Here is an 11,833-nt window from a genome sequence, read left to right as displayed (position 1 = left end):
CAGCAGCTCCACCAGATCGCGGCCGACGGCCTCGCCCAGATGTACTTCCGCGCCAACAACAGCCGCGCCCACGGCCTGGGCGTAGAGTTCACCGACGTGGAACGACTCGACATCGAGCTGTGATCACCCGCCCACGGCGGGGGCCCCGAACCGGCGCACCGTTCGGGGCCCCGCCACATGCCGCCCAGCTGGCGGGACGGCGGTTGGAATGAAGAACAGCCCGGTCATGCCGAGCTGTCCTGCTGTGCGGTCCGCGTCTCAGCTCCGGGGGCAACGAGGCCATCGAAGTTGCCCATTACGGCCGGGTCATCGCACACGCCGGTGGTGTCGGTGTCGACGGGGGTAAGAGTGCCGTTACTTCGGACGGTCCACGCCACCAGCGGGGCCACGGTGGACGTGCCGTCCTGGTTCTGAACCGAACGCGCCACCCGCCCCCAGGGATGGCGGCGACAACAGGGTGCCCGCCTTCCGAGAGCCCGGTGAAGGGGCGGTCGTTGTTCGCCGGGACAAGTCGACCGCTGCGCTAATCAACGACGAGCGCTTGCCCCTCGTCGTCCCAGGCATGCCGATGCCGCTGGTGCTGTTCGCCGTGGTGTGCAGCGTGCTGCAGCTCAATGGGTAGCTAGCGGCCTTGAGTTGGCGGGTGCTGCTCGTGGTACTGGTGGTGGTCGTCGGGTTGCAGCACGGTGGTGTCGCGGGTGCAGCGCAGCATTTGCACGGGCCAGGCGGCACACGGGTGCTGCACGGGTAGCAGGCTGGCCCGGCCGGTGCAGCGGCGGGTAGCTGCTGCACGCTGCACGAGGCTGCATGCAGAGGCGTCCGCTGCTTTGGGCATGAGCAAGGCCGTGGGTCGTCCCGGCGGCTGCATAACATCGCAGATCTGTGATGTTCCGCGCGAGATGTATGCACAGCTGCTGCATGGATCGGCCACGGCCCGAGCGGCCGCGTCTTGTTCTGGAGGAACAGAACAAGGCGGTTCCCCTGGGCCAGGCCCCATGCTCGCCGCTCGCTCGCCGCTCGCTCGCCGCTCCAGCGAGGACTGCGCGACCCGTTGGCATGCGAACGGCGCCGCATACGTGAGTGCGGCGCCGTGTTGCCCGGGCGGCCGGGTCAGTGAACGCGCTTGAGGTGCGTCGGCTTGGTGATGCTGGTGACGTTGCCCTTGGCCTTCGCCTCGGCTTTACGGGCCTTCTCGTCCAGGTGGAGCTGAAAGCGACGTTCGTACTCGTCCTCGAAGTCGCCGACGTCCAGTCGCATGGTCTTCGGTAGGGCCTTGACGGCTCGCTGTTGTTCGCGCGGGTCGTTGAAGGCAGCGATCATCGGGTGGAGCTGGAAGCGACCGCGACGGATCACGGTGACGAGCCGGGCGGCGACCAAGTGCGGCATGGCCCGGCTGATCATGCCGCGCTCCATGGCAAGGCCGGTGGCAAGTTCGTCGTGCGTGGCCACGACCAGGCCGCCCGGCTCCTGCTCGCTCATCATGTGAAGCAGGAGGGTGTAGGCGGTGGGCGGCAGCCGCGGCACGTACGCGAGACCGTTGAAGCTGCCCCACAGCACGTTGCGGCGTGGAACCCATTCCTCTGCGACAGCGGACGTCATGACGTGGCCTTCCCTTCCCCATCCGACTCCTTGCGCACTTCCAGTTTCGCGCCGGGAGCGGCCATCGCCCTGAACGCTTCGGGCGCGTCCGGGTCCTCCATGATCTCGCGCAACAGGTCGAGCTGCTCCACCCTGTCGCCCATACCCACCTTGGAGCGCTTCTTCTCGCCCTTGCGCGGCTCCCTGAGCCCACCCCGCAACGACGCGGCAGGATTCAGCTGATAGACGCCCCGTTGAACCTTGCGCAGCGCCCCGTCGGCTTCCAGGACGTTGAAGACGCGGCTGATGTGGGGGCGGCTGTACCCGAGGGCCTTAGCGACGTCCTCGTGGGTGGCCTCGATCAGGCCGCCAGGCTTCTGCGATCCCATGAGGGTGAAAAGAACCACGAGGACGAACCGGTCGTCGTCGTACCGGACGGCGGCCCAACGCATGAACTCCAGGCTGTCCATCGAGAACGCCTCGCCGATGAACCCCGTGCTGGAGCCAATCGGAAAGACCTGGGCGGCGTGACCGGCAGGCAGCTCGAGGGTGGAGCCCGAGGACCGGTTGTATGCGGTGGGCGGCGGCTTTGGGCGCCTACGACGGGACGGCGCGCCCGGCAGCTTCGGCGCTGCGCTGCCCTCCAGGGGCCCTGAGCTCATGGGGTTGCTCTCTCCTTGATCGTCATGACGACAGAACCATAGCGGAGAACCGTGGCAGTACTGCCACCAAAACGCGGCAGCGCAGACACGGAAGTCGCCCGTACGTCAGCCCTGGACTGACCTTCGCCACCGAGACGGGTGTCGAGTGGCACCTGACGCCTCGCCCCGCGTTTCGTGGCACTACTGCCACGAAACGATGTTGGTGGGTCAGGGCCTTCTGACATCTCGACCGCGATATGTCAGTCCAGGACTGACATATCTTCTCGATAGCGACGCTCTGACCTGCGAAAACGTACGACTCTTCCCTCTAGAGCGTGCGCGCGCGTGATACTCACTTTCCTCACTCTGATCAAGCACCTCCACGCCGCGAATTCGCCCCTCCAGCAGCAGAGTCAGAATCCTCCGGCCGGACCCCGTCGTGGCACACGCGGCTTCGCGTGCGGCGCCGTGCCCAGGTGCGGGCTGTGGACGGCAGCAGCGGCTCTGAGTCTCGGGTGGTGCCGACCGTGACGATCAAAAGCATGCAAACGTGGCCAGCGCCGGTGGGCGGTTCCGCCGCCCGGCCCGGGGGGCCGTTCGGCTCCGGTACCTCCGTATGTCGAATGTCAACGCTCCCATATCGGAGATTCCGTTCTGTGGCTAAGCAATTGGGTCGCACCCCGGGTCGCATCGGGCTGTGTCGCCGGAATGCATGAAACTCCAGGTCAACGCCGTGTTTCAGTGGAGTATCGAGCGTCGACTACTTCCCTACAGAGAGGTCTGGCGAAGTCGGACCCGTTGCCGGCGTCCGCTGCGGCACGAGGATCTGCGATCCCTGGGCGCCCTCCCGGCCGATGGTCAGCTGCGTCGTACCGACGCGGTGAAGGGGCAGCGCCCGGCCCCGGCCCGCCGCTACCGTGAACACGACGCCACACACCGCCAGGAGCCCGCCATGAGCGACCACGAGCAGCAGCCGGCACCCGACCGCCAGCCAGTCACCGCGAAGGGCGCAGACGCGCTCCGGGCCTACGCCGCCCGCCAGCAGTCCAACGCGAACGAGCTCGCGGCCTTCCTCGAGGACGTCGCCGCCAACGGCCTGCCCGCCCCAGAGACCACCACCCCCTGGGAAGTCGTCCGCGACCGCCGCCTTGCCGAACTCGCCAGCCAGCGCGGCAACGTCGCCTGATGGCCAAGCACGGAAGCCGACGCGCCAAAGTCGGCTTCACCGACGCCGCGATCACCCAGATCAACAAGCTCTCCGAAACCGAAGTCCACGCCCTCGATCGCGCCCTGGCCGCGCTGTCCGTCGACCCGACGATGGGCCAGGAGATCCCCGGATCGGATCCGGAGCTGCGGCGGTACGACGACGACATGGAAGACGTCACCGTCATCTACTACGTGACCGCTTTGAGGTCCGTCATCGTGGTCGCGTACGTAGAGGCGTAGCCTGCCCAGGAAGGCGCCCAGAAGCCCTCACAGGGCCGCTGGGGGCCTTTCCTTGCTCCCAGGGACGGACGGGGAGGCCCAGACAGTTGCGCTCAGCAGCGCTCAGGAGCTCCGATGGCGAACCCGCACTCCGCTGCTCCCGTACGCCCTGGCTGTCCTCTGACAACGGACCTGGACTATTTGTCATTGAAGACGCAGGCGGCACGGGCACCATAACTGTCATGGACCTTTCCGGCGTTGCCGCAGCGTTTGCTCTGCTCAGCATCCCCGCAAGTGTGCTGATCGCTCGTTGGCAGATGCGCACTGCGCTGGCGCAGTCGGAGGCGAACCATCGAGCAGCAATGGAGGTGGCGGAGGCCAACCACCGGGCCGCGTTGGAGATCGTTGACGCCAACCACCAGAAGGCCAATGAGGCCGCAGAGGCGAACCACAGGAGGGCTCTGGAGCTCGCGGTTGAGGGCCATCGCAGCGCCATCGAGGTGGCCAGTCAATAAGGAAACGCTGAGCACCGACGGTGGATGGTGGAGACGAGGAGCGCTGAGTACAGGAACTTTGAGAACACCTTGGCAGAGTTCCGCCGAGCTTTCCTGGCCCATCAAGCCGGTAGCGAGCACCTCGTTGAGGTCCTTGCAGAGCTTCATCGAAGTCGGTACTACATCGGCCATCTGGGGTCTGACGACGTCATCAGCATCGTTGAACGCATCGACCTGCTGTGCCAAACGCTCGCGGTGCATGTCGAGTCGGACGAGCGTGCCGAGTGATGGCGAACGAGGGTGAGGCCGCTGAGGGCGGAACTGAGCGAGGCGGTCAAGAGATCACTCATTGGTTCTTACAGCAGATTACCGAATCCATCCATATGAGACGACCTCTTGGTAAAGGAGCGCGTCTCTCTGTGTGGGGCTCCCCCCGGAGGCAGTTGTTACCGCCGCTGACAGGCTCCTGATCCGTTCTCTCTGGTAGGAGGTCGACGGGGAGCCTCAGACGCTCACACAGACCTGGCGGAGGCATACACGCCTCACGCCTGGAGGGTGAATGGAATAGGTCTATAAGTTCCAAACCGTCCTCTTTTAGGCCGCACGCATCGGCTACACAGTTCATTATGAGCCACTTTCTTGATGATTTAACCCCTTCACGCCTGAAATGCCCGATCTTTAAGAGGCATCACAGGGTGCGACCGTGTGCTAACTTCTCGATCGACCAACAGTTCGATCGCGTCTCGTGACGCGTTAGGGGAAAACGCAATGCGTAAACTTCTTACATTTTTCATGAGTCTTGTCGTGGCGATGGGGATAGGGCTTGTAGCCGCGCCTGCGGCTAGCGCCACCACGGCCGGGTGCGGCGAATTGACCAATGGCCTGCTCTGCCTTGACAAGCTGACTCCCCGCGAGTCCGGTGATTACCGGGTGCAGTACGACAGGTACAGTGGAAGCGGCGCCTTGTCGGTGAAAATGGGTATTCAGCACAAGAGCGAGGGTTATAACCCCAAAGCCTTTACTTGGCTTGGCACCGACACGGTAAGCGCAGGTGGCAGTGTTTGGAGTGACAAGCGGTACTACACAATAACCGACGGCGACTGCTTGCGCGGAGGAATGGTCGCCGGAGGTAAGTCGTTCGTCACAAAGTGGCGCTGTTTCTAAAGTAGACTGATCTGTTGCGGTCGACAGCATACTGTCGACCGCATTCAGGTAGGCATGAGGTAAGCATGTGGCAAATCATTCTTTATATCAACCCGGGCACGGTTACTGCCGGAATCCTGACATGTTTCGCCGCATGCGCTTTGGCTGCAAGATTCCAGCATGAGCGATGTGACGCCGTTACGCACATTGCACGCCTCGCATTGGTTCTCTCCCTGGGAGTCGTTGTCGCAGCAACGCTCATTCCGTCACAGGAAATCGGGACGGGTGACCACAGTGTTTGGCTTGTCCCAGGTGAAGGAATTCTGTTTAACAACACCTTGGAGGGCATGGAGCGGTCCATGTACCTCAGGCAACAGGTTGCCAATGCGGCAATGTTCCTTCCGCTAGGAATTTGCTTCCGATTTGCATTTCCTTCAGTAACCCTAGTAAAAACAGTCCTCGCAGGTTGCGGGCTGAGTCTCTTTATCGAGATCGTGCAGTGGTTCATGAATGCAGGGCGAGTAGTTGACATTGATGATGTCATTGTAAACACGGCTGGCGCCTTTTTCGGAGCCGTGCTCTGCACGCTGGCGAAGAAGTTGATACGGGCTCAACCGGCTTCTTCGGGTACACGCCGCAAACATCGACGTGAGATTCGACGTTGATCTTGGCAGCAAATTCCGCGAGTGCTTCCGTGTCGGCCCCTCCTTCGAGGGGCCTTTTTCATACCCATGTTGAGGAGACTTGATGCCCGCATCCTCCAGAGTCAAAGTCGTCTTCCATCGAGGATGGGAAGACGCTCCCATCCGTGCTTGTCCCGCTCTCGTTCTTGGCTACGGGCGTGTAGCGGCTCGGGGCCTGCTGCTCCGCGAGGCTCTCCACGATCCGCGCGTCGTGCGCCCGCAGCGCCTCCAGCTGCCTGGCCAACCCGCCGAACGCGCGGGACGTGATCATGCTGTCCGCCGTCTCGCCGGGCCCGAGCAGCACCGGCACCACGAGCGAGGCCGTCTTGCCCTCGCCCGGCTGCATCCGCAGCGCCCTGCCCACCGCCTGGACGAGCTCGGCCATTGAGCCGCGCACGTCCGCCCAGTACACGGAGTCGCAGTTTTTGGTGTCGACGCCCTCGCCCAGAATTTTCACCGAGTTCAGGTAGCACTTCTCCACGACGGTGCCGTCCGTGCGATCCCGGCCGCGAACTCGCCCAGCAGACGCCGACGGTGGAGGGGCTCGTGGTCGCCGCACAGCCAGTCCGCCCAGATCGTCTTGGGGTACAGAGCGGGGTCGGATGTGTGTAGCTGCGCGGCGACGTCGGGAAGGCCGGCCGCGAAGGCTTCGGCTTCCTTGACGACGTGGTGGAAGACGAGCGTGCGCCGGAAGTTCTCTTCCGAGGACGCCTTCACCAGGGCGGTCTGCAGGGGCGGCGAGGCGGGCCCCGCGGACCTCTGTGGAGCGGCCTTCGGCACCGAGGAGCTGGGCGGCCTGGAGTGCGGTGTCGGTGACGTCGACGCAGACGACTTGGTACGGGGCACAGATTCCCCGGTCGATGGCTTCCCCATGCGGGCCCGTATCGCCGAGCGCCTGGACCAGAGCGGACCGACCGTCAGCCAGACGCTGGCGCGCATGGAACGCGACGGCCTGGTGACGGCCGCGGGCGACCGCCACCTGGAGTTCACCGAGGAGGGCCGCAGGCTCGCCAGCGATAGCCGCACTTGCCGATCCGCGGTGCTGCGGCGGCCACCACCCGGAAGCGGTCTCCGGGCCTCGCTGAGCGCGGCTCAACTCCCTTGTCCCCTCCCGTGAAGTCCCGGGGCCCAACGCGCGCGCGTCACGCGCGCGTACGTAGGACCGCCGGTGGGCGGTACAAAGGGGACAGGGTCAGGACGCCCGGAGGACAGGCAATGGGGACAGGGCGTGGCCGGGCCCTCGCGTGCCTAGCGGGGGCACGTTTTCCGGCCCGGCGGGGTCTCGCGCGCGTTCGGCGTGCACGCGTGCCCGTGCACACGCGTGCACACGAGGTTGGCTGACCACGGCCGTGGTCCGTGGTCACTGTCCGGCGGGCCCTTTCCCGAGTGTCCGGCCCCCGGTCTGCTGGGGGTGGCCGGCCCCAGCGGCTGGGGCGGGTGCCGGGTGGTCGGTGGCCAGTTCGGCGGCGAGCCGGGCGCGGGGTGTGGTGTCCGCCGGGTCGGCGGTACGGGTCGGTCCAGTGCCCAGCGGGCGGCGGTTGCTCACCCGTACATCCTCGCCGCTGCGCGGTGGCGGAGCGGCCCGGTGGTACTGCTCCCAGAGCGCTCTGGGCACCGGGCCTGACCCGCACACCCATGTCGGCACGGACTGCCCGGAACCCTAGCCCGGCGGCGGGGTTGCGCGCCTTGGGCAGCCTTCTGCAACGCCCCGTGCAAAACGGCGGACGCTCTCATGTCCCGCCGTCCGACGCGGCTTGTGCCGTGGCATACATCGGCCGCTCATTCAATATCCAGCGCCCGCGAATCTGCGGAGACCTCGCAGGAAAACGGCAGGTCAGCAGCTATTGAATGCCGGTTCCGGGCCTGCGCTTGATGAGCGGGTCGACCTCTGGCGGCGGCTTGCGTGGCTAACCCTCGCTTGCCGCAGAGTCACCGCATCACCTCGCCCCGTCCCGCAGATCCGGGACGGGGCGCCGCTGTCCGTGCCGCCCATGAGGTGGCCGGAGCGGATTTTCGCGAGAACTCGATCCACCCGGCGGGGCCGCCCGAAGGTGACCCCCACGAACCCGGCGAGCAACCTGCCCGCCCCTACCGAAAGAGGCTTCCCGTGTCCCTCACCCAGCTCGTCGTCGCCCTGCTCCTGGTCGTGGTCGTCGTCCTCGTCGGCGGCGCTCTGCTGTACCTGGCGAAGCGTCACCCGTCCCTGGCCGCGCCGCTGAACACGGCCATCAACGGCGTCCTCGTCATGGTCACCGCGGGCGGTGTCCTCGTGGCGGTGACCGCCCTGAGCCGGGGGTGACCGCCCTCCGGCGTATCCCGGTCAGTCACCCCCGGGCCCGGTGCTGCGGCCGGCCCCGTTCCTGCTCCTGCCGCCTCGGGGGCGGCAGGGCGGGCACCCCGGCCACCCGCCTCTGACCAGCGGTGGTCAGTCCCGTGGTGAGTGCCGTGGTTAGTACTGACCGGGACTCACCACGGCACTAACCACGGTCACTGACCGCACCCATGGGTGATGGCCTCATTGCGTGCCGTTACGGTGATCGTCCGCGTAGGTGATCACCCCGGGGGGTGGCTGGTACATGGGCATGACGGCACGGCTGACGGCGGCAGGCGGCGCGCTCGCGCTCGTTGTGGCCCTGGCGGGATGCGGGGGAGACGGCGGTGCTCCGGCGGCGTCTGAGGCCCCCTCAGCGGCCTCCGCGCCCCCGGCCCGGTCGTCGGCTCCGGCCGATCCGGGTGCGGCGCAGCGGGCGGCGGTGCTGGCGGCGTACCGGGCGATGACGCAGGCGCAGACGGCGGCGTACCGGAAGGCGGATCCGGCGGGTACCGGGCTGGAGAAGTACGCGACGGTGCAGGCGCTGGGGAAGATGCGCATGGATCTGCGGCAGATGAAGGCCGCGGGGACGGTCGTGCGCGGCGGCCCCGGGCACACCCCGACCGTGTCCGCCCTGGACCTGCGGGCGAAGATCCCGGCCGCGACCGTGTCGGACTGCATCGACCTGTCCAGGTACGAGACGTACGACGTGAAGGCGGGCAAGGTCATCCCGCTGCCCTCGGCACAGCCGCTGCGCTACATCGCCACGGCCTCGATGGAGCGCTGGGACGGCCGGTGGATGGTGACCGACCTCAACCCCCAGGGCGGCGGCACATGCTGACCCGGCCAGTGGGGGTGCCGCTGCTCCTGGCCGTGGTCCTGCTCGGCGCGTACACGCCCGTGGCCTCGGCGGACGGCCCGGATCCGGGGTGCGCGGGGTCCAGTTCGATTTTCGTCCGCGTCTGCGCCACCGACGGCAGCCACACCGACGGCAAGCCGGGCAGCACCGGTCCGGCCGGCGCGCCCGCGGGCGCAGAGAAGCCGGGCAGGGCGAAGGGGGCAAGCCCGTCTGCACCTACACCCGGGTCGAGCCCCAGCCCCCGGCGGGCAGCCCGCTGTGGGGCGGCCACCAGCCGGGCGACAAGGGCGCGGTGTTCATCGCGGAGTGCGACGACACCCAGACCGCCCGCCCGGTCTGGATCGCGGACGGCGCGGCCCCCGCCCCGGGCGTTCCCGCGATCGACCCCGAAACGGTGGCGCACCAGGCGATCGACCAGACCCGCCTGGACGGCCCGAAGGTGGCCAGTCCGCGTGCGGGGCGCCCGTATCTGCTCGGGCTGCCGGTGTGGATGTGGGTGGAGCCGTCGGAGTCGACGTACGGGCCGACCACGGCGACGGCGACGGCGGGCGGTGTGACGGTCTCCGCGACGGCCACGGTCACCTCGGTCGCCTGGAGCATGGGCGACGGCTCCACGGTCACCTGCGCCGGTCCGGGCACCCCGTACTACCCGGCCCGGGGCACGTCCCCGTCCCCGGACTGCGGGCACCGCTACACCAAGCTCGCCCGCCCGCTCGGGCAGCCGTACCGGGGAACCGCTACCTCGACCTGGACGGTGGCCTGGCAGGTCGTCGGCGGCACCGGAGAGACGGGAACGTTCACCGAAACCCGGCAGACGCCGTTCACTGTCGACGTCCATGAGATGCAGGCGGTCGGCACCTCGTAGAGCCGTTGACCGAACCGTTGACCAGGGCGTTGACCAGGGCGTTGACCAGGGCGTTGACCAGGGCGTTGACCCTCCCTGGCGTGCGGCCGGGCGTTCGCGCAGGTCAGCCCCCGTGGTTGGCCCTTCCGGAAACCGTGACAACCCCCTCTCGGCCTCCTGTCCTGCTGCCCCTGGGAAAAGGGGCGGGGCAGCACGACAGAAGACCGCTCGGGGGTTCGGGGCCTGGCTTGCTTCAGAGGGACTCGCGGCGGAGCGCTCGCCCCCGCCCGCTGGCGGAACCGGGAAGGCAACCCCTGCGGTCGGCACCTCGTAGGACCCTGACCCAACCCCTGCACAAACCCCTTCACGAACCCCTGCGCCAACCCCTGACATGCCTTTCCGCGCGGCCGGGCGTTTGCCCAGGTCAGCCCCCGTGGTTAGCCGCTTCCGGAATCCTGACAACCCCCTCTCGGCCTCCTGTCCCGCTGCCCCTGGGAAAAGGGCGGGGCAGGCAGGACAGGACGCCGCTCGGGGGTTCGGGGCCGGCTCTTTTCAGGTGGGCTCGCGCAGCGCTCGCCCCGGCCGCTCACGGCGGCCGGATCAGGCGGGCCAAGTCCCCTATGCAGCCTCCTACGTAGTCCCCTATGCAGTCCCCTATGCAGTCCCTTTCGGGCGCTCCCGGGGCGGTCGGGCATCCGTGCAGGTCGGGCCCCGTGGTCAGTGCCGGTGGAAACCCTGACAACCCCCTCTCGGCCTCCTGTCCCGCTGCCCCTGGGAAAAAGGGGCGGGGCAGCACGACAGAAGACCGCTCGGGGGTTCGGGGCGTGGGGTTCTTCCTCGGGCAGCCGCGCCGCGTCTGCCGCTCGGCGTGTCCGGGGGTAGGCGGCACCCGTTGGGCAGCCCATGACTGACGACCTGGCGGGCGCTGCCCGTGACGCCGCGACGGCGGCCGCGACCGTACGAGACGGGAGCTCCGGCGGCTGGGACTACGACGCCTACCACGCCGCGTGGAGCGCGGCGGAGGATCTGGTGGCCGTGCTCGGCACGCTCGACGCGACGGCGGAACAGCTGCTCGCCCCCGCCCGCGCCGCCCTCGTCAACGTGTACGACCACGTTGACCGCGAGGGAGGCCCTTTCGACACCGACGATTAGCAGCGTGAATTGGGCCGCATTTCCCGGGCGTTGTGCCCGGAGGGTGCGGCCCTTTTCCGTGGTGTGTGTTCGGGTGAATGGACTGGGGGTTTCGAATTCTGGTGGGCGGCGGCCGGAATTCCTGACCAGTCCCTGATGTGGTGTCAGATCTGTGAGCGCGGGGCGGGGTTCGGGGTGACGACCGGGGCGGGGCGCTCGCCTCGTGACAGCATCTGCCCAGCTCAGAAGTGATGTGCGCGGGTCCGGGGGTGGGTGGTCTTGCCCGGTGTCCGGGCTGGGGGTGGTGGGGTGCCACTCCAGAGTTCATCCAGGTACGTAGTTTGAAGCACACTCCTCCGGCTGCTCACCTTCGTTGGCCTTGGCCCGTGTTCACCCGTCACGATCCTGACGGCCCGTCACCCCCTCCCACCGCTGCTGCTCGGGCCGCAGGCCCGTGGTGGGCCGCGCGGAGCGTGGGCCGCCTGAGGTGCGCGGAGCGTGCCGGGTGGCCGGAGCGCAGCGCAGGCCACCGGGAGCCGCCGCAGGCGGCCCCTAGGCCCGCAACGCGGGCCGCCCGCCCTGCGGGTGGCGGTGCGCGCGCAGCGGGCACCGCTGGCGGGGAAGCGGAGCGAGCCGCTCCGCTCACGCGGAGCGGGAGCGGCCGGGGCGCGCAGCGCCCCGGCTCGCTGCTACGGGCGCAGCCCGTAGGGACCCGCTCCGCGGG

The 11,833-nt window shown here is 67.8% G+C and carries 16 protein-coding genes and 1 pseudogene; 11 read left to right on the top strand and 6 right to left on the bottom strand.

Features of this window, described 5'->3' with window-relative positions; translation table 11 throughout:
- Positions 1-622: 622 nt before the first annotated feature.
- The 3 genes from HNQ79_RS34370 to HNQ79_RS32760 form a co-directional block, all read right to left on the bottom strand.
- Complete coding sequence (locus HNQ79_RS34370) at positions 623-745, bottom strand: hypothetical protein (protein ID WP_260421923.1); 123 nt, start codon at positions 743-745, stop codon at positions 623-625.
- 365 nt (positions 746-1,110) lie between these two features.
- The gene (locus tag HNQ79_RS32765) at positions 1,111-1,599 is read right to left on the bottom strand and encodes a hypothetical protein (protein WP_185036631.1); all 489 of its coding nucleotides are present in this window, start codon (positions 1,597-1,599) and stop codon (positions 1,111-1,113) included.
- The gene (locus HNQ79_RS32760; RefSeq protein WP_185036630.1) at positions 1,596-2,240 is read right to left on the bottom strand and encodes a helix-turn-helix domain-containing protein; all 645 of its coding nucleotides are present in this window, start codon (positions 2,238-2,240) and stop codon (positions 1,596-1,598) included. The genes HNQ79_RS32765 and HNQ79_RS32760 overlap by 4 nt, the downstream gene beginning before the upstream one ends.
- 931 nt (positions 2,241-3,171) lie before the next feature.
- Here HNQ79_RS32760 and HNQ79_RS32755 point away from each other — a divergent pair.
- The 6 genes from HNQ79_RS32755 to HNQ79_RS32730 all read left to right on the top strand — a co-directional run bounded on the left by HNQ79_RS32755 (position 3,172) and on the right by HNQ79_RS32730 (position 5,946).
- Positions 3,172-3,405, top strand: a complete 234-nt coding sequence (locus tag HNQ79_RS32755) for a hypothetical protein (RefSeq protein WP_185036629.1) — start codon at positions 3,172-3,174, stop codon at positions 3,403-3,405.
- Entirely contained in the window at positions 3,405-3,665 is a 261-nt protein-coding gene (locus HNQ79_RS32750; RefSeq protein WP_308437380.1) for a hypothetical protein, read from the top strand. Before HNQ79_RS32755 ends, HNQ79_RS32750 begins: the two co-directional genes overlap by 1 nt.
- Positions 3,666-3,886: 221 nt before the next feature.
- Positions 3,887-4,159 (top strand): hypothetical protein, encoded by a 273-nt coding sequence (locus HNQ79_RS32745; protein ID WP_185036628.1) that lies wholly within the window; start codon positions 3,887-3,889, stop codon positions 4,157-4,159.
- 24 nt (positions 4,160-4,183) lie between these two features.
- Complete coding sequence (locus tag HNQ79_RS32740; RefSeq protein WP_185036627.1) at positions 4,184-4,426, top strand: hypothetical protein; 243 nt, start codon at positions 4,184-4,186, stop codon at positions 4,424-4,426.
- 480 nt (positions 4,427-4,906) lie between these two features.
- Complete coding sequence (locus tag HNQ79_RS32735) at positions 4,907-5,302, top strand: hypothetical protein (protein ID WP_185036626.1); 396 nt, start codon at positions 4,907-4,909, stop codon at positions 5,300-5,302.
- A gap of 65 nt (positions 5,303-5,367) precedes the next feature.
- Positions 5,368-5,946, top strand: coding sequence for a VanZ family protein (locus HNQ79_RS32730; RefSeq protein WP_185036625.1), 579 nt, complete (start codon positions 5,368-5,370; stop codon positions 5,944-5,946).
- Between the two features lie 58 nt (positions 5,947-6,004).
- Here the strand turns inward: HNQ79_RS32730 and HNQ79_RS34895 are convergent, their stop codons facing one another.
- Both HNQ79_RS34895 and HNQ79_RS34890 read right to left on the bottom strand, forming a co-directional pair.
- Positions 6,005-6,445 (bottom strand): helicase-related protein, encoded by a 441-nt coding sequence (locus HNQ79_RS34895; RefSeq protein ID WP_376700010.1) that lies wholly within the window; start codon positions 6,443-6,445, stop codon positions 6,005-6,007.
- Positions 6,427-6,681 carry a hypothetical protein gene (locus tag HNQ79_RS34890; RefSeq protein WP_376700009.1) on the bottom strand — a complete coding sequence of 85 codons (255 nt, stop codon included), beginning with the start codon at positions 6,679-6,681 and terminating at the stop codon, positions 6,427-6,429. Before HNQ79_RS34890 ends, HNQ79_RS34895 begins: the two co-directional genes overlap by 19 nt.
- Positions 6,682-6,832: 151 nt before the next feature.
- On the opposite strand from HNQ79_RS34890, the pseudogene HNQ79_RS32720 reads away from it, so the two are divergent.
- Positions 6,833-6,979: pseudogene (locus HNQ79_RS32720) on the top strand (MarR family transcriptional regulator); the annotation flags it as partial.
- A gap of 345 nt (positions 6,980-7,324) precedes the next feature.
- On the opposite strand, the gene HNQ79_RS32715 reads toward HNQ79_RS32720, so the two are convergent.
- Complete coding sequence (locus HNQ79_RS32715) at positions 7,325-7,510, bottom strand: hypothetical protein (protein WP_185036624.1); 186 nt, start codon at positions 7,508-7,510, stop codon at positions 7,325-7,327.
- A 561-nt stretch (positions 7,511-8,071) separates the two neighbouring features.
- Here HNQ79_RS32715 and HNQ79_RS32710 point away from each other — a divergent pair.
- The 4 genes from HNQ79_RS32710 to HNQ79_RS32695 all read left to right on the top strand — a co-directional run bounded on the left by HNQ79_RS32710 (position 8,072) and on the right by HNQ79_RS32695 (position 11,130).
- On the top strand, positions 8,072-8,263 hold the full coding sequence (locus HNQ79_RS32710; protein WP_185036623.1) for a hypothetical protein: 192 nt from the start codon (positions 8,072-8,074) through the stop codon (positions 8,261-8,263).
- A gap of 250 nt (positions 8,264-8,513) precedes the next feature.
- Positions 8,514-9,116: a hypothetical protein gene (locus HNQ79_RS32705; protein WP_229923804.1), complete on the top strand. Its 603-nt coding sequence runs from the start codon at positions 8,514-8,516 to the stop codon at positions 9,114-9,116.
- An 88-nt stretch (positions 9,117-9,204) separates the two neighbouring features.
- Positions 9,205-9,999 (top strand): ATP/GTP-binding protein, encoded by a 795-nt coding sequence (locus tag HNQ79_RS32700; RefSeq protein ID WP_229923803.1) that lies wholly within the window; start codon positions 9,205-9,207, stop codon positions 9,997-9,999.
- 882 nt (positions 10,000-10,881) lie between these two features.
- Positions 10,882-11,130 (top strand): hypothetical protein, encoded by a 249-nt coding sequence (locus HNQ79_RS32695; protein WP_185036622.1) that lies wholly within the window; start codon positions 10,882-10,884, stop codon positions 11,128-11,130.
- The last annotated feature ends 703 nt before the right edge of the window (positions 11,131-11,833 follow it).

The sequence above is a fragment of the Streptomyces candidus genome, assembly GCF_014207445.1.
In the GTDB taxonomy this organism is placed as follows: domain Bacteria; phylum Actinomycetota; class Actinomycetes; order Streptomycetales; family Streptomycetaceae; genus Streptomyces; species Streptomyces candidus.
This window is presented reverse-complemented; position numbering and strand designations above follow the sequence as displayed.